This is a genomic window from Streptomyces sp. S3(2020) (assembly GCF_013044505.1).
GTDB lineage: Bacteria > Actinomycetota > Actinomycetes > Streptomycetales > Streptomycetaceae > Streptomyces.
The window spans coordinates 1-19327 of the sequence record NZ_JABERD010000059.1; the positions used below are offsets into that span (position 1 = coordinate 1).

At 68.7% G+C, this 19327-nt stretch carries 18 protein-coding genes and 1 riboswitch; of the genes, 9 read left to right on the top strand and 9 right to left on the bottom strand.

Annotation, left to right across the window (positions count from 1 at the left end):
• Positions 1–54 precede the first annotated feature (54 nt).
• Positions 55–1209, top strand: a complete 1155-nt coding sequence (locus tag HLK59_RS20260; RefSeq protein ID WP_171142894.1) for a globin domain-containing protein — start codon at positions 55–57, stop codon at positions 1207–1209.
• Positions 1210–1230: 21 nt separating this feature from the next.
• Here HLK59_RS20260 and HLK59_RS20265 read toward each other — a convergent pair whose 3' ends face one another.
• The 5 genes from HLK59_RS20265 to HLK59_RS20285 form a co-directional block, all read right to left on the bottom strand.
• On the bottom strand, positions 1231–1713 hold the full coding sequence (locus HLK59_RS20265) for an NUDIX hydrolase (RefSeq protein ID WP_171142895.1): 483 nt from the start codon (positions 1711–1713) through the stop codon (positions 1231–1233).
• 88 nt (positions 1714–1801) lie between these two features.
• Positions 1802–2707, bottom strand: coding sequence for a LysR family transcriptional regulator (locus tag HLK59_RS20270; protein ID WP_171142896.1), 906 nt, complete (start codon positions 2705–2707; stop codon positions 1802–1804).
• 228 nt (positions 2708–2935) lie between these two features.
• Complete coding sequence (locus tag HLK59_RS20275; protein ID WP_171142897.1) at positions 2936–4075, bottom strand: cystathionine gamma-lyase; 1140 nt, start codon at positions 4073–4075, stop codon at positions 2936–2938.
• Positions 4072–4563: a low molecular weight protein-tyrosine-phosphatase gene (locus tag HLK59_RS20280; protein WP_171142898.1), complete on the bottom strand. Its 492-nt coding sequence runs from the start codon at positions 4561–4563 to the stop codon at positions 4072–4074. The genes HLK59_RS20275 and HLK59_RS20280 overlap by 4 nt, the downstream gene beginning before the upstream one ends.
• Positions 4564–4569: 6 nt before the next feature.
• A complete protein-coding gene (locus tag HLK59_RS20285) occupies positions 4570–4947 on the bottom strand; it encodes a phage holin family protein (protein WP_171142899.1) in 378 nt (125 codons plus the stop codon).
• 60 nt (positions 4948–5007) lie between these two features.
• On the opposite strand from HLK59_RS20285, the gene HLK59_RS20290 reads away from it, so the two are divergent.
• From HLK59_RS20290 to HLK59_RS20305, 4 genes are all read left to right on the top strand, one after another.
• Positions 5008–5325, top strand: coding sequence for a cupin domain-containing protein (locus tag HLK59_RS20290; protein ID WP_171142900.1), 318 nt, complete (start codon positions 5008–5010; stop codon positions 5323–5325).
• Between the two features lie 180 nt (positions 5326–5505).
• A complete protein-coding gene (locus HLK59_RS20295; RefSeq protein ID WP_046256474.1) occupies positions 5506–5718 on the top strand; it encodes a DUF5326 family protein in 213 nt (70 codons plus the stop codon).
• Between the two features lie 423 nt (positions 5719–6141).
• A complete protein-coding gene (locus tag HLK59_RS20300) occupies positions 6142–6876 on the top strand; it encodes an IclR family transcriptional regulator C-terminal domain-containing protein (RefSeq protein ID WP_346779780.1) in 735 nt (244 codons plus the stop codon).
• A gap of 99 nt (positions 6877–6975) precedes the next feature.
• Positions 6976–7413 (top strand): SsgA family sporulation/cell division regulator, encoded by a 438-nt coding sequence (locus HLK59_RS20305; RefSeq protein WP_171142902.1) that lies wholly within the window; start codon positions 6976–6978, stop codon positions 7411–7413.
• Between the two features lie 230 nt (positions 7414–7643).
• Here HLK59_RS20305 and HLK59_RS20310 read toward each other — a convergent pair whose 3' ends face one another.
• Positions 7644–9383 (bottom strand): YibE/F family protein, encoded by a 1740-nt coding sequence (locus HLK59_RS20310; RefSeq protein WP_171142903.1) that lies wholly within the window; start codon positions 9381–9383, stop codon positions 7644–7646.
• Positions 9384–9454: 71 nt separating this feature from the next.
• Positions 9455–9644, top strand: a riboswitch (TPP riboswitch).
• On the opposite strand from HLK59_RS20310, the gene thiC reads away from it, so the two are divergent.
• A complete protein-coding gene (gene thiC / locus HLK59_RS20315; protein ID WP_171142904.1) occupies positions 9637–11451 on the top strand; it encodes a phosphomethylpyrimidine synthase ThiC in 1815 nt (604 codons plus the stop codon). It overlaps the preceding riboswitch by 8 nt.
• A gap of 114 nt (positions 11452–11565) precedes the next feature.
• On the opposite strand, the gene HLK59_RS20320 is transcribed toward thiC, so the two are convergent.
• The 3 genes from HLK59_RS20320 to HLK59_RS20330 all read right to left on the bottom strand — a co-directional run bounded on the left by HLK59_RS20320 (position 11566) and on the right by HLK59_RS20330 (position 15010).
• Positions 11566–12432 (bottom strand): hypothetical protein, encoded by an 867-nt coding sequence (locus HLK59_RS20320; RefSeq protein ID WP_171142905.1) that lies wholly within the window; start codon positions 12430–12432, stop codon positions 11566–11568.
• Between the two features lie 193 nt (positions 12433–12625).
• Positions 12626–13696, bottom strand: coding sequence for a metallophosphoesterase (locus HLK59_RS20325; protein WP_171142906.1), 1071 nt, complete (start codon positions 13694–13696; stop codon positions 12626–12628).
• 201 nt (positions 13697–13897) lie between these two features.
• Positions 13898–15010, bottom strand: a complete 1113-nt coding sequence (locus HLK59_RS20330) for a LacI family DNA-binding transcriptional regulator (RefSeq protein ID WP_171142907.1) — start codon at positions 15008–15010, stop codon at positions 13898–13900.
• Positions 15011–15411: 401 nt separating this feature from the next.
• Between HLK59_RS20330 and hisC the strand changes: the two genes are divergently transcribed.
• From hisC to cydB, 3 genes are all read left to right on the top strand, one after another.
• Positions 15412–16491 (top strand): histidinol-phosphate transaminase, encoded by a 1080-nt coding sequence (hisC, locus tag HLK59_RS20335; RefSeq protein WP_171142908.1) that lies wholly within the window; start codon positions 15412–15414, stop codon positions 16489–16491.
• 235 nt (positions 16492–16726) lie between these two features.
• Positions 16727–18241: a cytochrome ubiquinol oxidase subunit I gene (locus HLK59_RS20340; protein ID WP_171142909.1), complete on the top strand. Its 1515-nt coding sequence runs from the start codon at positions 16727–16729 to the stop codon at positions 18239–18241.
• A gap of 18 nt (positions 18242–18259) precedes the next feature.
• Positions 18260–19267: a cytochrome d ubiquinol oxidase subunit II gene (gene cydB / locus HLK59_RS20345; protein WP_171142910.1), complete on the top strand. Its 1008-nt coding sequence runs from the start codon at positions 18260–18262 to the stop codon at positions 19265–19267.
• The last annotated feature ends 60 nt before the right edge of the window (positions 19268–19327 follow it).

The following is a 19327-nucleotide window of genomic DNA, read 5'->3' on the forward strand; positions in this document are numbered from 1 at the left end:
TCACACGCGATACCGAACCCCGGCCCTGCGGAACCCCCGCCCCCGGAACACCGCGTGCCCCCGCAGCGATCGGACCCGGCGCAGGCCCAGCAGGCTTCCCCGGACGCGATCCTCATCCGCCGGACCATGGCGGAAGTCGCCCCAGTGGCCGACAAGGTCACCTCGTACTTCTACGCGCTCCTCTTCGTCCGCCACCCCCACCTGCGCTCGCTGTTCCCCGCCGCGATGGACACCCAACGGGACCGGCTGCTCAAGGCGTTGCTCACCGCGGCGGAGCACATCGACAACACTCCCGTCCTCGTCGACTATCTGCAGAACCTCGGCCGCGGCCACCGCAAGTACGGCACCCGGGCCGAGCACTACCCGGCCGTCGGCGAGTGCCTCATCGGCGCGCTGAGCAAGTACGCCGAGAAGATCTGGGAGCCGGAGCTGGAGGCGGCCTGGGTCCGGGCGTACACGACGATCTCGCAGGTGATGATCGACGCGGCGGCCACGGACGAACTGCGCGCCCCGGCCTGGTGGTACGCCGAGGTCGTGTCGCACGACCTCAGGACGCCGGACGTCGCGGTCGTCACCCTCCGCCCTGACCAGCCCTATCCCTTTCTCGCCGGGCAGTACACGAGCCTGGAGACACCGTGGTGGCCGCGGATCTGGCGGCACTACTCCTTCGCCTCGGCGCCCCGCTCCGACGGTCTGCTGTCGTTCCATGTGAAGGCCGTTCCGGCGGGCTGGGTCTCCAACGCCTTGGTGCACCGCGCCCGGCCCGGAGACATCGTCCGGCTCGGTCCGCCGGCCGGTTCGATGACCGTGGACCACACCACCGACAGCGGACTGCTCTGCCTGGGCGGTGGTACCGGCATAGCGCCGATCAAGGCACTGGTCGAGGATGTCGCCGAACGCGGCGAACGGCGGCCGGTCGAGGTGTTCTACGGCGCCCGCACCGACCACGACCTCTACGACATCGACACCATGCTCAGGCTCCAGCAGTCCCACCCGTGGCTCTCGGTCCGCGCGGTCATCGACCAACTCGCGCGCGTCCAACTCCCCGATGCCATCCGCCAGTACGGCCCCTGGAACGAGTACGACGCCTTCGTCTCGGGCCCGCCCGGAATGATCCGCAGCGGTGTGGACGCCTTGCGGGACCTCGGCATCCCGTCGAACCGCATACGCCACGACTCCGTGGAGGAACTCGTCGTCATAGGCGACTGAGCATAGGACTGAGCAGGGGACTCAGCCCAGATCGGGGGCGTGCATGGCACGGACGCCCTCGATGTTCCCGTCCAGGTAGTGCCGCAGGGACAGGGGGACGAGGTGGACGGAGGCGATCCCGACACGGGTGAACGGCACCCGCACGATCTCGTACTCACCGATGGGTTCGTCGATTTCGGGGCCGTGCCGCAGCGAGGTGTCCATGGACTCCAGACGGCAGACGAAGAAGTGCTGGACCTTCACCCCGGTCGTGCCGGGGTCCTCGCCGATGTGCTCGACGGTGTCGACGAAGCAGGGCACCACATCGGTGATCTTGGCCCCGAGCTCCTCGTACACCTCCCGGTGCAGGGCGTCGACGACAGTCGTGTCGGTCGGCTCGACTCCACCACCGGGCGTGAGCCAGTAGGGATCCATGCCGGGTTTGGTGCGCTTGATCAGGATCAGGTCGTCGCCATGCAGGAGAACGGCACGTGCGGTGCGCTTGACCACGGGTCGGACGGTCATGGGTGAAATGTGGCCCGGTTGGTTCCACGTGAAACATCGCGGACCGTCATCGGTCGAGCTCGCCCGGTGACCGGAGGAAAAGTGCAGGTCAGCACCAGTCCGTAGCCGCCTCCAGCAGCCAGTCGTGAGCGCGCGCGATGTGCGGCATCGCCAGCGTGCCGGTACGGACCACCAGGAAGTACGTCCGCAGCGGCGGTACCGCCGGATGGTGCAGGGCGACGACGTCGCCGCGCTCCAGGGCGGACGCGCACAGATAGCTGGGCAGCACCGCGAGCCCGGCGCCCGCCGTTGCGCAGGCGAGCGCCGCGCGCAGGTCGGGGACGATGACGGTGCCCGGGGCCGCCGGACGGGAGTCGAAGACGGACGCCCAGTAGCGCGAGACGAACGGCAGTGACTCGTGGACCTCGACCACCGGGAGGTTCTCCAGGGCGGGTGCTCCCTTGCGGCGCAGGCTCCCGGTATTGATCCGCTTCGCCCAGCGCGGGGAGGCGACCAGGACGTGCACCTCGTCGCAGAGCGCAGTCGCCGTGAGCAGGGAGCCGCGTGGACGGGCCGTGGTGATGGCCAGATCGTGATGCCCGGCTGCCAGCCCCTCCAGGGTCTCCTCGGCGTTCCCGAAGGAGGCGCGCAGCGCGAAGCCCTGGCCGTCCTCGCCGGTCAGCTCGGTGAGCGCGGGCAGGGCCCGCTCGGCGATGAACTCGGGGGGCCCGGCTAGGTGGAGGGTTCGTAAAGAGGACGCGTCGTCGAGGCCGGTCTCGGTGATCTCCACCAGGGCGTCCAGATGCGGCGCGGCCTTGTGGGCGAGCTCGTCGCCGATGGTCGTCGGGGTCACCCCGCGGGCCTGCCGCAGGAACAGGGGACGGCCCAGCTGCCGCTCCAGGGTACGGATCTGCGAGGTCACGGCCGGTTGGGAGAGGCCGAGCAGCGCGGCGGCCCTGGTGAAGGAGCCGGCCCGGTGCACGGTCACGAAGGTCCGCAACAAGGCCAGATCCATGCCGCGCCCTCCCCGTTCTGTACCTGCTCCCGGCCCCCGGCCGCGCCCAACTATAAATATGTCGATAGGTCGCTGTCGCTACTGTGATTGGACACTGACACAGAGTCAACTAGCCTTGCTTGCGCGGTTCTTCGCGCGCGGAACCGAGGACGGTCCGAGCCACGAGGGGGGAGGCTCGGACCGTCCGTTGTGCGTAGCCCGGCACCTACAGGGGCGTAGAAGAAGAGGTCAGTGCGCCGACTCGTCCAGCGCACGCAGCACATCCGCCACCAGATCCTCAGGGTCCTCGGCGCCGACCGAGAAGCGGACGAAGCCGTCCGGCACCGCGTCCCCGCCCCATCGCCCACGCCGCTCGGCCGTGGAACGCACTCCACCGAAGCTCGTCGCGTCGTCCACCAGCCGCAGCGCGTCGAGGAAACGGTCGGCACGCTCGCGCGAAGCCAGCGTGAAGGAGACCACGCACCCGTAGCGCCGCATCTGCTGCGAGGCGACCTTGTGCGAGGGATCGTCGGGCAGTCCCGGATACCGCAGCCCCGTGACGTCCGGCCGCCCCTTCAGGGCCTCGGCGAGCACGAGCGCGGTTGCGTTCTGCCGGTCGACCCGCAGCTGGAGCGTGGCGATCGAGCGGTGCGCGAGCCAGGCCTCCATGGGTCCCGGGATCGCCCCGACGATCTTGCGCCAGCGTCGTACGGCGGCCATCGCCTCGCCGTCGCGGCCGGTGACATATCCCAGGAGGACGTCTCCGTGCCCCGTGAGCTGCTTGGTGCCGCTGGCCACCGAGAAGTCGGCGCCGAGCTCCAGGGGGCGCTGTCCGAGGGGCGTCGCGAGGGTGTTGTCGACGGCGACGAGGGCGCCACGCGCGTGTGCCGCCTCGACGAGCCGGCGGATGTCGCACACGTCGAGCCCGGGGTTCGACGGCGTCTCGATCCACAGCAGCTTCGCGCCGTCCAGGACCTCCAGCTGGGCGTCGCCGCCGGTCGGCGCGGTCCGCACCTCGATGCCGTACGCCTCGAGCTGTGCGCGCACCAGGGGCAGCACCTGGTAGCCGTCGTTCGGCAGGACGACCGTGTCCCCCGCGCGCAGCTGGGAGAAGAGCACCGAGGAGATGGCGGCCATGCCCGAGGCGAACACGAGCGTCTGGAGGTCGTCCTGCCCGGGCGCCTCCAGTTCGCCGATCGCCTGCTCCAGGAGCGTCCAGGTGGGGTTCTCGTCCCGGCCGTAGGTGTACGGGCCGCCCACCTCACCCGGCAGATGGAAGTGGGCGGCGAAGACCGGACCGGGCAGGGTGGGTTCGTTCCTGACCGGCTCCGGCAGTCCCGCCCGTACCGCGCGCGTGCCCTCGCCGTTGCCCCCGGTCGTCTCGTTCATGCCACTCGTCCTTCCACGTCCTCGCGTACCGCGGCGAGCAGACCCTCGCTCGCCGCCTCCACCATCTCAAGGCACTCCTCGAAGCCGTGCATCCCCCCGTAGTAGGGGTCCGGTACATCGAGGTCGTCGCCCGCGGACGGGTCGTAGGAGCGCAGGAGCCGCACCTTCGCCGCGTCCTCAGGGGTCGGCGCCAGGCGGCGCAGGGCCCTGAGGTGGCCGTGGTCGAGGGCGATGACGAGGTCGAGCCGGGAGAACCACGACGGCTGGAACTGGCGGGCCGTGTGGACGCCGTTGTAGCCGTGCTCCTCAAGGACCGACACGGTGCGCGGGTCGGCGCCGTCGCCCTCGTGCCAGCCGCCCGTGCCGGCACTGTCGACCTCGACCCGGCCGTCGAGCCCGTCCTCCGCCACACGGGCGCGGAAGACGGACTCGGCCATCGGCGAGCGGCAGATGTTGCCGGTGCAGACGAAGCAGACGCGGTACGTCATGAGGGCTCAGTCGCCGTCGGGCAGGACGACGTTGAGTGCCCAGGACACGATCGAGATGATCAGGCCGCCGACCACCGCGGTCCAGAAGCCGTCGACGTGGAAACTCAGGTCGACCTTGTCGGCCAGCCACGAGGTCAGCAGCAGCATCAGCGCGTTGACGATCAGGGTGAACAGACCGAGCGTCAGGATCAGCAGCGGGAGGCTGAAGAGCTTTACGACCGGCTTGACCAGGAAGTTCACCACGCCGAAGATCAGCGCGACAAGGATCAGGGTGCCGATCTTCTTGCCCGTGCTGTCACCGGTCAGGGTGATCTTGTCCAGCAGCCAGACGGCGACCGCCAGGGCGCCCGCGTTGGCGATCGTCTTGACTACGAAATTCTTCATGTGTCTGATCGTGGCAGAAGAGATCGACGATGAGCAGTGTGACGAAGGCGGACAAGGGCGATGAAGGCATTCCGGCTGGATGAACTGGAGGCGGAGCGCGCCGCCAACGAGGGCGCCTACCTGCAGTTTCTGCGTGAGCGGAACATGTCGGTCGGGCTGTACGCGCTGGACGCCGGTGAACATGATCCACAGAAGCCGCACAATCAGGACGAGGTCTACTTCGTTGTGAGCGGCCGCGCCGCGATCACCGTCGGCATGGAGACCACCCAGGTCGCACGCGGCAGCGTGGTCTACGTACCGGCCGGTGTCGCCCACAAGTTCCACCACATCAGCGAGGACCTGCGGGTGCTCGTGGTGTTCTCTCCGCCCGAGAGCTGACCCGGCACCCCGGGATTCCCTAGGGGATCAGTCAGGGGAGGACAAGGGGTGCGAGGCCCCCGCCGGGGCCCCTCCCCGCTCTAGCATCGAGTGCAGGACATCAGAAGGATCCGGCACACGAGCCCGGGTCTTCGACCGGACCCGGCACGAGCGACGGGCGGAGAGGTAAGGACGAGAGCAATGGGAGATTTCTTCGCGGGACTGCCCTGGTGGGTGAAGTGGATCGCGGTGCCGGTCATCGCCCTGGTCGTGTTCGGCGGGCTGATAGCCAGCGTCGTCGGGTTCGTCATCGGACTGCTCTTCAAGCTGCTGGTCTTCGTGGCCCTGGTCGGCGGACTGATCTACGTGGTGCGGAAGTTCACGTCGAGCTCCTCGTCGCGCGGCGACTGGTGACACGTGCGGCCATCGGCGAACGGCACCGGTGATCGGTAACAGGAATCACCGGTTCCCTCGCGCGAGGGAAGTTTCGGTACAGGCCGAGTGCGAGCGGTGCCGGACGGTTAAAGTCCGGAATTCGACGCGGGGACGATCCCCCGCGAGCGGCGCACACCCCCTCCCGTGTCCCCCCGCACGGGCGGCCCCCTCGCGCTTCGGGAGTGACCCTTGGCCACGGTTGACACCGCACCCGCAGAACGCCTCACAGCCCCCGCACCGGTCCGGGCGGCCGTCCCGTCGCCGGAACATCGACTCCGGCCGCCGGCACAGCCCGCGGCCACGAGCCGGTCCCGCCCGGGGACACCTCTGGCACCGCCATCGGACCCGGCTCCGGGAGCAGCCCCCACCGACTCTCCGGAACCACCGCACTCCACGACCCTCATCGGCTCCGTCCAGCGCGCGATGCGCCTGCTGGAATCCGTCGCCGAGCACGAGCACGGCGCCCCCGCCAAACAACTGGCCCGCGAGACCGGCCTGGCCCTGCCCACGGCCTATCACCTGCTGCGCACCCTGGTCCACGAGGGATATCTGCGCCGGGACAAGGGCCTGTTCTTCCTCGGGGAGGCGGCCGAACGGCTGAGCAGCAGCGGAGCACAGCAGAAACGTCGCAGCACGATCGCCGAGACACTGGCCCACTGGCGCGACGCCATCGGCGTACCCGTGTACTACGCGGTCTACCGGGACGGCGAGATCGAGGTCATGTGCGTCTCCGACACCCCGGGCAACCCGGCGGTCGAGGAATGGGCCGACTTCCGCGAGACGGCGCACGCGCACGCCATCGGCCAGTGCCTGCTTGCCCAACTGGACGAGGACGACCGCCGCGACCACCTGGACCGCTACCCCGTGCGGGCCATCACCCCGTACACCGTGCGGGACAACCACACGCTGCTGCGGCGTCTGGACCGGACGAAACGGATGGAACCCGTCTTCGAACGGCAGGAGTACGCACTGGGGACGGTCTGCGCGGCGATTCCGATCACCGTGGGCACCACCGCCGGGACGATGGCCATTTCGCTTCCCGTCCACCAGGCCGACCGACTGGCCGACGCCAGCCGTCAGTTGCAGAGCGAGGTCGGACGCCTTCTCGGGTCGCTCGCGATCTCTATCAGTATCTGAAAACTCACTCCTTGTGATCTCCCGTGTACGTTCAGCAAACTTCCACCACAGTCAAAGGGATCATTCCCGGCCAGTCGACGGCAGATGACGGGGTAGACGATGGGTGAGTCCGTACAGGCAGAGGTCATGATGAGCTTTCTCGTGTCCGAGGAGCTCTCCTTCCGCATCCCGGTGGAGCTGCGCTACGAGACCTGCGATCCCTACGCCGTGCGGCTCACCTTCCATCTGCCCGGTGACGCGCCGGTGACCTGGGCGTTCGGGCGTGAGCTGCTGATCGACGGGGTGGGGCGGCCGTGCGGGGACGGGGACGTGCGTATCGCGCCGGCCGAGGTGGACACGCTGGGTGAGGTCCTGATCCGCCTTCAGGTCGGCGTCGACCAGGCGCTGTTCCGCTCGTCGGCCGCGCCGCTCATCGCCTTCCTCGACCGCACCGACAAGCTGGTGCCGCTGGGCCAGGAGGGGGCGCACGCCGACTTCGACGCCCACCTCGATGAGGCACTGGACCGGATTCTGGCGGAGGAACAGAGCGCGGGCTGAAGCGTTACGGCCATGGGGGGGGGTAACGCTTCAGCGCGGACGTGGGGTTTGCGCAGAAACGCTTCTCCTTCGGGTGCTTCGGGTGCTTCGGGTGCTTCGGGTGCTTCGGGTGCTTCGGGCGGGGCCAGGGGAATGCCAGAAGGGCTGTACGGCGCCGTACAGCCCTTCTCGCGGCAGCAGACGCACGCAGGGCGCGGCGCAGGCGCGCAGACGCGTCGCAGACCACGGCGTCAGCGCTTGCGGCGCCGCCCGCGTCCACCCCGGGCCGCGGGCGGCTGTGTGCCCGCGGACATCGACTGGGCTCCCGCCGGAGCCGGTCGCCCGCCCACCGGCACCGCCCCGGAGCCCGCGAGCACGGGCCGGTCGGCCGACACCACCAGGGCCGCGAGGGCGGTCGTCACCGGCACGGACGCGACCAGGCCGATCGAGCCCACCAGCGTGCGCACGATCTCCTCGGCGACGAGCTCGCTGTTGGCGACCGTCCCCACACTGCTCTGCGCGATGGAGAAGAGCAGCAGCAGCGGCAGGGCAGCGCCCGCGTAGGCGAGGACCAGCGTGTTGACGACGGACGCGATGTGGTCGCGGCCGATGCGGATGCCGGCGCGGTACAGGTCACGCCAGCCCATCGAGGGGTTGGCCTCGTGCAGCTCCCAGACCGCCGACGTCTGGGTGACCGTCACATCGTCGAGGACACCGAGCGAACCGATGATGACGCCGGCGAGCAGCAGACCGCTCATGTCGATCGACGGGTACAGGCCGTGGATCAGGCCGGTGTTGTCGTCCGTGTTGCCGGTGAGCGCGGCCCAGCCGATGAACAGCGAGCCGAGCACGCCGATCAGCAGCAGCGAGATCAGCGTGCCGAGCACCGCGACGGATGTTCTCGCCGACAGTCCGTGGCACAGATACAGGGCGATCAGCATGATGGCGCTCGCCCCGACCACGGCCACGACCAGCGGGTTCGAGCCCTGGAGGATCGCGGGCAGGATGAAGAAGTTCAGGATCATGAAGCTGATGGCCAGCGCGACCAGCGCCATGACACCCCGCAATCGCCCGACGACCACGACGGCGAGTGCGAAGATCCCGGCGAGCAGTGCCATGGGGAGCCTGCGGTTCACGTCGGTGACCGAGTACTGCAGGTCCTTCGGGGCGGAGGGCTCGTAGGCGACCACGACCTTCTGGCCCTGGTGCAACTGCCGTGACTGGTCCGGCTGCACGATCTCGGTGAATGTACGGCCCTTGTCGTCGCCGGTGTCGACGCGGATCGTCGCCTTCTTGCAGTCGCCGTCGGCCTGCTGCTGGGCGGAGGAGCCCTCGGCGGTGGAGGTGTCGCCGGTCGGGGTCTCGCCCGAGGCGTTCACCGACTTGCAGCTCACGCTCACGACTTTGGTGACCGTGGCCTGCTGGGTCTGCCGGTCGAAGCCGACGCCGGTGCGCTCATGACCCGGCGCGCCCCCGGGCCACAGCACGGCGAGCCCGACGATCACGGCGACACCGAAGGGGATGAGGATCGCGGCGATGACCTTGCGCAGGTGCTGGGAGACGGGAGCCGCCGGGCCGTGATTGTGACTGTGGCCGTGCGAGTGACCGTGTCCACCGCCATCGCCACCGCCCGTGCCGCCGCCACCGGGGCCGGGGCCGGGGCCGTGCCCATGCCCGTGTCCGCCACCGGCGTCGTGATCGTGGCCTCCGTCGGAACCGGTCCCCTGCTCGAACCGGCCGCCCGATCCGGGACCCTGCCCGAACCCACCGCTCGATCCGGACTGTCCGAACCCGCCACCGCCACCGCCACCTGCGCCATGCCCATGCCCGTGCCAGTCGCCGGAGCCCGGGCCTGGGCCGTACCCGGCCCCCTGTCCGCCCGCGGGTCCGGGGCCGGGTCCGGGGCCGGGTCCGTTGCCGGGTCCGTTTCCGGAGCCGGGCCTGCGCGGAGGCTCGGGCGGTGGGAACGGGGGCTGATGTGTCGTGGTCACCGACCGATCATCGCAAGAACGAAAGGGGCCCTCTGTTCACCGCGCCCGAATTGACGCTAGCGTGGGGGCACCTTTGTACACGCGGGAGCTCGGAGCACCGGGCTGAGAGGGCGCTGACCTCCGTCCCAGCGATGTTTCACGTGGAACATCGTCACCAGCGAGTGACGTTCCACACGAAACGTCGGCAGACGGAAGCCGCTGCGTCGACCGCCGAACCTGTTACCGGGTAATGCCGGCGTAGGGAGTAGGTCTCATGACCATCAAGGACGCGCGCACGCCTGCCTTCAGCCAGGACGAACAGCCCATTCAGGGCGAACAGTCCGCGGAGGTCGGGAAGTCCATCGGCTGGCACAAGGGATACGTGACGGGCCCCGTGGGCTCTCGCCCCGATCTGCGAGTGCCGGTCCGTCAGGTGCACCTCACCAACGGGCAGTCGGTCACGCTGTACGACACATCGGGTCCGTACACCGACCCCCTGGTCGATACCGACGTCCGCCGGGGACTGGCCCCGCTCCGGGAGAACTGGATCATCACCCGCGGCGACACCGAGGAGTACGCGGGCCGTCCCGTCCGTCCCGAGGACGACGGCATCAAGCACACCTCGCCGCGGGGCGGCAACCTCCGCAACCTCGACGCGGTCTTTCCCGGGCGGCCCCGACTGCCGCGCCGTAGCCGCGACGGTGGAGCGGTCACGCAGCTCGCGTACGCGCGCCGCGGTGAGATCACGCCGGAGATGGAGTACGTGGCCCTGCGGGAGAACGTGTCCCCCGAGGTCGTCCGGGAGGAGATCGCGGCCGGCCGCGCGGTCCTCCCGGCCAACGTCAACCACCCGGAGATCGAGCCGATGATCATCGGCAAGCGGTTCCTGGTGAAGGTCAACGCCAACATCGGCAACTCCGCGGTGACGTCCTCCATCGAGGAGGAGGTCGAGAAGATGACCTGGGCGACCCGTTGGGGCGCCGACACGGTCATGGACCTGTCCACGGGCCGCAACATCCACACCACCCGCGAGTGGGTGCTGCGCAACTCCCCCGTCCCTATCGGCACGGTGCCGCTCTACCAGGCACTGGAGAAGGTGGACGGCAAGGCCGAGGAACTGACCTGGGAGATCTACAAGGACACGGTCATCGAGCAGGCCGAGCAGGGCGTGGACTACATGACGGTCCACGCGGGCGTCCGCCTGCCGTACGTACCGCTGACGGCCAACCGCAAGACGGGCATCGTCTCGCGAGGCGGCTCGATCATGGCGGCCTGGTGCCTCGCGCACCACAAGGAGAGCTTCCTCTACGAGAACTTCGAGGAGCTCTGCGAGATCCTCGCCGCCTACGACGTCACGTACTCGCTCGGCGACGGCCTGCGGCCGGGCTCGATCGCGGACGCCAACGACGAGGCGCAGTTCGCCGAGTTGAGGACGCTCGGGGAACTCAACACGATCGCCAAGCGTTTCAACGTACAGACCATGATCGAGGGTCCGGGGCACGTCCCGATGCACAAGATCAAGGAGAACATCGACCTTCAGCAGGAGATCTGCGAGGAGGCTCCGTTCTATACGCTCGGCCCGCTGACCACGGACGTCGCCCCGGCGTACGACCACATCACCTCAGGCATCGGTGCCGCGATGATCGCGTGGTGGGGCACTGCGATGCTCTGCTACGTCACGCCCAAGGAGCACTTGGGCCTGCCCAATCGTGACGACGTGAAGACGGGCGTCATCACCTACAAGATCGCGGCTCATGCGGCGGACCTCGCCAAGGGACACCCTGGCGCACAGGAGTGGGACGACGCGCTGTCGGACGCCCGCTTCGAGTTCCGCTGGGAGGACCAGTTCAACCTGGCCCTCGACCCCGACACGGCCCGCGAGTTCCACGACGAGACACTCCCGGCCGAGCCGGCCAAGACGGCCCACTTCTGCTCCATGTGCGGGCCGAAGTTCTGCTCGATGAAGATCTCCCAGGACATCCGTCGCCGGCACGGCGGGAATCAGGAGGAGATCGAGGAGGGTATGGCTCAGAAGTCGAAGGAGTTCGCGGCGGCGGGGAACCGGGTGTATCTGCCGCTCGCCGACTGAGCGGAGGCACGCTGGGGGCGGCGTGGGTCGTCCGGTTGTCCGTCAGGCGCCGGACAACCGGCTTGCGCGCCCCCGAAAGCGGGTTTCCCCGCGGTGAGGGGCGCAAGCCGGGGGCTACTCCGGCTGGTGCTCCGGGCCGCCGAAGTCCGGGCTGGTGTAGTCCGGGCTCGTGAAGCTGGGCCGGGGGCCGGCGGGGCCGTCGTCCGGGCTGCTGAAGCCCGGACGGCCGTAGCCGAGGTTCGGCATGCGGCTGGTCGGCGCGGGCGGTGCGGGGCGGTGCAGGGCGGCCGCCGTGCCGGGGTCGGCCAGCGCGTCCCGAAGGAACGGCAGGACACCCCGCTCCAGCAGGGCCTCGCGCCAGGCTTCCCTGGCCCGGGCCACCTCCCCGCTCAGCTCGCCGTACGGCCCCGTGTCGAGCGAGGGCCGGTTGCGCAGGGCGGTGAGCAGAAGGCCGACCGCGGCGACCAGGATCGCCAGCGCGGTCACCGCGCCGAACACCCAACCGGTGGTCAGCATGGTCTGGGCGAACGCCGGCTGCGGGTCGAGCATCTTCAGGATGTACCCGACCAGCAGGAAGATCGCCGCGGCGGTTCCGGCGAGGACGGGGGCCAGGACCGCGACGACGGCGACGGCGCCCGCGCCGGCGGTCTCGGCGACCTCTCCCATGGTGGCGGCGAGCCCCACCGTGCCCGCGCCCGGCTCCGCGGAGCCGGTTTCACGGACGGACGACGGGGTGGACGGCGCCGGCTGGCGCAGTTCCTCGCGGACCTTCACGTAGTGCTGGTACTCGGTCGCCGCGGCCGCCGTGATGATCGCGGTGGCGTTGAGCGCCATGGTGCGCAGCTGTTCGGGATTGAGCCGCTGCCCCACAGCGGCCAGTTCCGGGCGGTGTGGGGCAGAGCGCAGCGCCTCATCGAGGATCCGCTCGTACTCCTGGCGGTCCTCGATCAGCAGGTGCTGCGGAACGCTGTTCATGTGCATCCCCCGATGCTCCGTAGGGCTTGGGGCTCGCATGACTGTGAGCCGTCGGGCAGAAACGGAGGGGAGCCTGCTACGGATAAGCCGATGGTAGAGCGGTGACGGCACACGGTGACAGGGGGTTTCCAGAAATTGGGCCCTGGCCTGCGCCGTTTCTGCTCGGTCCGGCATAAGGGGTCAACTGCCCCGTGAACGTTCAGATATCCAGGGGAAGTTGCTGGACCAGCAGTTTTCCGGCCATGGTCACCCCGCCGTCCATCGCGATGGCCAGCCCTTCGGCGTAGACGTGCGGCCCTTCGACCAGAGGACCCGAGGAGTCCTCGCCGTCCTCCGAGCCGACCTCGCCCAGCAGGTAGGGGATCGGGCTGTGACCGTGAACGATCCGGGTGCCGCCGTACACGTCGAGCAGCGAACGCACATGGTCGGCACCGCCTTCGTCGCGGAAGGAGAAGCGCTTGGTGAACTTGCGGAACAGATCCCACACCTCGTCCGCGTCATTGCGCGTGATCGTTTCGCGGACGGTGTCGTTGACCGCCTCGATCGAGTCGCCGTAGTCGAGGTAGGCGGTGGTGTCCGAGTGGACGAGCAGGTGCCCGTCGACCTCCTCCATGGCGTCGAGGCGGGCCATCCACTGGAGGTGGTGGTCCTGGAGACGGTCCATGTCGGTCTTCTGCCCGCCGTTGAGCAGCCAGGCCGCCTGGAAGGTGGCGGTGCCCGCGCCGGAGTTGACGGGGGTGTCGCCGAACCGCTTGGCGCCGAGCAGCAGCAGCTCGTGGTTGCCCATGAGGGCCTTGCAGTAGCCGCCGGCCGCGGCGGCCTCGGCGGACAGTCGCATCACGAGGTCGATGACGCCGATGCCGTCCGGGCCGCGGTCGGTGAAGTCGCCGAGGAACCACAGGCGGGCGGTGCCCGCGCACCAGTTGCCCGCGGCGTCGACGAGACCCTTCTCCTGGAGCGCCGCCACCAGCTCGTCGAGATAGCCGTGGACGTCACCGACGACGAACAGCGCGCCCGGACCGACGACGGCCCGCGGGACCGCCGCGGGGTCGACGGCCACCTGAAGCGTGTCACCCCGGTTGACGACCGGCAGATTGCGCTCGGTGGGCGTGTACCCCTCCGGGTAGTCCGCCTCGTGCGCCGGTACGACGTCGCCGGGGTGCGCACTGTGGCCGTACGGACCGGTCTCGTGGACGTACGCGGGTACCCGGAAGTCGCGCAACGTCGCCGTCCGCTCCGTCTCGGGTCCCTGACCGGCCCCCTGAGTCATCAGACCCCTCCACCATCACGCCGCATCTGCACCGCTTCGGACTGCCTGGTCGCAGCGGCCCGCGGTGTCGTGGGCCCATCATAGGAATGCGGATCGCGCCATGTGATGACCCAGGGGTGGTGAATCGGAGCAAGACTCCTGTTCACCGCGGCTTTCGCCCCGATTGGGCAGGGCCTGTGCCGCCTGCTGACGGCCCTCGCCCTACTCCTCCTCGGGTGACCGGGGCGGACTGACGGTCGTCCGGGGAGGACGCCGCTCGGACGAGGTGCGCACGATCAACTCCGTCGGTATCACCTGCTCGACCGGTTGGTCCGATTCGACCCCCTCGATGGCGTCGATGAGGAGCTGGACCACGGCCGTGCCGATGCGCCGGGGCTTCAGCGAGAGCGTGGTGATGGGCGGTTCGGTGCTCGCGTAGACGGTGGACTCGCTGCAGCAGACCAGAAGCAGATCGTCCGGTACCCGCAGTCCGTAGCGGCGGGCGGCGGCGAGCAGGTCGGTGCCGTTCGGGTCGAACAGCCCGTAGACCGCGTCGGGGCGGTCCGGCCGGGCCAGCAGCCGGTCGGCGGCGACGGCGCCCGCGCACGGATCGTGGGCCGGGTAGGCCTCGTACACCGGATCCTGGCCGACCCGCTCGCACCAGCGCAGATACGCCGTGGTCGACAGATGGGTGTACGTGTCCGTCGACGTCCCCGTCAGCAGGCCGATGCGGCGGGCGCCGGCGTCGGCCAGGTGGTCGAGGATGCCGAGGACGGCGGCCTCGTGGTCGTTGTCGACCCACGCGGTGACCGGCAGCGAGCCGGCCGGGCGGCCGTCGGAGACGACCGGTAAACCCTGCCGGACGAGTTCGCTGACCACCGGGTCCTGGTCGGAGGGGTCGATGACGACCGTTCCGTCCAGGGCGACGTTGGACCACACGTCGTGGCGCGAGGTCGCGGGGAGGATGACGAGCGCGTAGCCGCGGGCGAGCGCCGCCGAGGTGGCGGCCCGGGCCATCTCGGCGAAGTACGCGAACTCCGTGAAGGTGAAAGGTTCATCCCCGTACGTCGTCACGGTGAGGCCGATGAGGCCCGACTTTCCGGTACGGAGGGTTCGGGCGGCGGCCGACGGGCGATAACCCAACCGGTCGGCGACCTCGCGGACATGTCGGCGGGTGGCGTCCGGGAGCCGCCCCTTGCCGTTGAGGGCGTCGGAGACGGTCGTGATGGAGACTCCGGCGGCGGCGGCAACGTCTCTGATGCCCGCACGGCCCGGCCGGCTGCCTCGGCGTGAGGTTTCCGCGCGGCTCACCTGGTGCTTCCCTGCTGCTGTCATGGCGAGCCGATAGTAGGGCTCAGGCGGTGGGGTAGGGCGGGCGCATATGCACGCGTTGACAGGCACGTTTCTGCATGGTCATACCGCGTCAATCCCCTTTGAATGAAAGGGAGTTGAACGATCCAATGGCACTACGTGACTTGTCGACGCGCATGGGCCTGCCAAGTCGCCGATGTTTCGAAGAGGTCTCAACTCACCTTCACGGGTGATGCGCGCCACGGCGCGAGCCACCGGCGCATAGATATATGTGAGAGCGCCCTGTGATTCGTCTGTCTTCGTACGGTGATGCCCCTGATGCCAGTGGGGCTGATGAGGTTTGCGTCCCAGCTGTTCGCAGCGGCGCCGAATCCTCATAAGGTAAGGAGTATTCGAAGCCGGTGGTGGTCACAAGGAGGACTGCGGTGAGCGAGACGAGCCCCAAGCTGCGCGCCGAGCTGGAGGGTATCCCCACCTACAAGCCGGGCAAGCCCGCAGCGGCCGGCGGCCCGGTCGCCTACAAGCTGTCCTCCAACGAGAACCCCTATCCGCCGCTGCCGGGCGTGATGCAGAGCGTCACGGCCGCGGCCTCGTCCTTCAACCGCTACCCGGACATGGCCTGTACAGGCCTGATGAACGAGCTGTCGGACCGCTTCGGCGTCCCGCTCTCCCACCTGGCCACCGGCACCGGCTCGGTCGGCGTCGCCCAGCAGCTCATCCAGGCGACCTCGGGCCCGGGCGACGAGATCATCTACGCCTGGCGGTCCTTCGAGGCGTACCCGATCATCGCGCAGATCAGCGGAGCGACCTCGGTGAAGGTCCCGCTGACGCCGGGCGATGTGCACGACCTGGACGCCATGGCCGATGCCTTCACCGACCGGACGCGCCTGATCTTCGTCTGCAACCCCAACAACCCCACGGGCACGGTCGTGCGACGGGCCGAGCTGGAGCGCTTCCTCGACCGGGTGCCGGGCGATGTGCTCGTGGTGCTGGACGAGGCGTACCGCGAGTTCGTCCGGGATCCCGAGGTGCCGGACGGCGTCGAGCTGTACCGCGACCGGCCGAACGTCTGCGTCCTGCGGACCTTCTCCAAGGCGTACGGTCTCGCCGGTCTGCGTGTCGGGTTCGCGATCGCCCACGAGCCGGTGGCGGCGGCGCTGCGCAAGACCGCGGTGCCCTTCGGTGTCAGCCAGCTCGCGCAGGACGCGGCGATCGCCTCGCTGCGTGCCGAGGACGAACTGCTCGGCCGGGTCGGCTCGTTGGTGTGTGAGCGCAACCGCGTGGTCGAAGGGCTGCGGGGCCAGGGCTGGACGGTGCCCGAGACCCAGGCGAACTTCGTGTGGCTGCGGCTGGGGGAGCGCACGGTGGACTTCGCGGCGGCGTGCGAGGGGCACGGTGTGGTGGTCCGGCCGTTCCCGGGCGAGGGTGTGCGGGTGACGGTCGGGGAGACCGAGGCCAACGACATCTTCCTGAAGGTGGCGGAGACGTTCCGCAAGGAGCTCTGAAGCTTCGCGGGAGACATGCCGCACGGCGGCCGCTTCAACAAGATGTCGAAGCGGCCGCCGTGTGCGTTTACGTGACACAGGAGACACGACCCCCCTGCCGTTTGTCGAAAACCAGTACGTCATACTGGGCTTGTGAATGTGAACGCGTTCACAAGCGTGTCCCGGTTGCTCCAATGATGCGTGTGACATAAGGGGCAAACTGCCGTACTACGGCGACCTAAGGAGACCTGACGACGTGGACCTGGCTTTGGCGCCGGAGACACTGGCGCGCTGGCAGTTCGGCATCACCACCGTCTACCACTTCCTCTTCGTGCCCCTGACGATCTCGCTGGCCGCCCTCACGGCCGGACTGCAGACCGCCTGGGTGCGCACGGAGAAGGAGAAGTACCTCAGGGCGACGAAGTTCTGGGGCAAGCTCTTCCTGATCAACATCGCGATGGGTGTGGTCACCGGCATCGTGCAGGAGTTCCAGTTCGGTATGAACTGGTCCGACTACTCGCGCTTCGTCGGTGATGTCTTCGGCGCCCCGCTCGCCTTCGAGGCCCTGATCGCCTTCTTCTTCGAGTCGACGTTCATCGGCCTGTGGATCTTCGGCTGGGACAAGCTGCCCAAGAAGATCCACCTGGCCTGCATCTGGATGGTCTCGATCGGCACGATCCTGTCGGCGTACTTCATCCTCGCGGCCAACTCGTGGATGCAGCACCCGGTCGGCTACCGGATCAACGAGGCGAAGGGCAGGGCCGAACTCACCGACTTCTGGCTGGTCCTGACCCAGAACACCGCGCTCGCCCAGGCCTTCCACACTCTCTCGGCGGCGTTCCTCACCGGCGGCGCCTTCATGGTCGGCATCTCCGCCTTCCATCTGCTGCGCAAGAAGCACATCAGCGACATGAAGACCTCGCTGCGGCTCGGCCTGGTCACCGTCGTCATCGGCGGCATGCTCACCGCGATCAGCGGCGACACCCTCGGCAAGATCATGTACGAGCAGCAGCCGATGAAGATGGCCGCCGCCGAGGCGCTGTGGGACGGCGAGAAGCCGGCCCCCTTCTCGATCTTCGCCGTCGGCGACGTCGACAAGGGCCACAACAAGGTCGCCATAGAGATCCCGGGCCTGCTGTCCTTCCTGGCCAAGGACGACTTCACCTCCTACGTCCCCGGCATCAACGACGTCAACAAGGCCGAGCAGGAGAAGTACGGGCCCGGCGACTACCGGCCCAACATCCCCGTCGCCTACTGGGGCTTCCGCTGGATGATCGGCTTCGGCATGACGTCCTTCGCGATCGGCCTGCTCGGACTCTGGCTGACCCGCAAGAAGTTCCTGCTGCCACAGGCACTGAGGGTCGCCGACGACGAGGTGCCGCATATCGTGCTGCTTCCCAGGGCCAAGAAGTCCCTCGGCCCGAAGCTCACCACGTGGTACTGGCGCATCGCCGTCCTCACCATGGGCTTCCCGCTGATCGCCAACTCCTGGGGCTGGATCTTCACCGAGATGGGCCGCCAGCCGTGGGTCGTCTACGGCGTCCTGCGGACCCGCGACGCGGTCTCCCCCGGTGTCTCCCAGGCCGAGGTCCTCACCTCGATGATCGTCTTCACCTCGCTGTACGCCGTCCTCGCCGTCGTCGAGGTCAAGCTGCTCGCGAAGTACATCAAGGCCGGCCCGCCCGAACTCACCGAGGCCGACCTCAACCCGCCCACGAAGATCGGCGGCGACACACGTGACGCCGACAAGCCGATGGCTTTCTCGTACTAGGCCGAGGGGGATCGAGTCATGGAACTTCACGACGTCTGGTTCGTGCTCATCGCCGTCCTGTGGACCGGCTACTTCTTCCTGGAGGGCTTCGACTTCGGGGTCGGTGTCCTCACCAAGCTGCTGGCCCGGAACCGGCCCGAGAAGCGGGTGCTGATCAACACCATCGGCCCCGTCTGGGACGGCAACGAGGTCTGGCTGCTCTCGGCGGGCGGCGCGACCTTCGCCGCCTTCCCCGAGTGGTACGCCACACTCTTCTCGGGCTTCTACCTGCCCCTGCTGCTCATCCTGGTCTGCCTCATCGTCCGTGGTGTCGCCTTCGAGTACCGGGTCAAGCGGCCCGAGGAGAACTGGCAGCGCAACTGGGAGACCGCGATCTTCTGGACCTCGCTGCTCCCGGCGTTCCTGTGGGGCGTGGCCTTCGGCAACATCGTGCACGGCGTGAAGATCGACAAGAACTTCGAGTACGTCGGCACCGTCTGGGACCTGCTCAACCCGTACGCGCTTCTCGGCGGAGTGGTGACGCTGACGCTGTTCACCTTCCACGGGGCCGTGTTCACGGCGCTCAAGACGGTCGGTGAGATCCGGGAGCGGGCGCGGAAGCTGGCGCTTCAGGTCGGGCTCGTGACGGCCGTCGCGGCGCTCGTCTTCCTGATCTGGACGCAGGTCGAGAGCGGTGACGGCAAGAGCCTGGTCGCCATGGTCGTGGCGGTGGCCGCCCTGGTCGCCGCGCTGGTGGCCAATCAGGCGGGGCGCGAGGGCTGGTCGTTCGCGTTCTCGGGCGTCACCATCATGGCCGCCGTGGCGATGCTCTTCCTGACGCTCTTCCCGAACGTGATGCCGTCCTCGCTCAATGAGGACTGGAGCCTCACGGTCACCAACGCCTCGTCGAGCCCGTACACCCTGAAGATCATGACCTGGTGCGCGGTGATCGCCACGCCCGTCGTGATGATCTACCAGGGCTGGACCTACTGGGTGTTCCGCAAGCGGATCGGTACGCAGCACATCGCGGCGGACGTCGCGCACTGAGTCCGAGCCGGGGGATCGGGCCGGGGAATCCGGGTCGGGAGTCCGAGCTGGGGAGTTCGG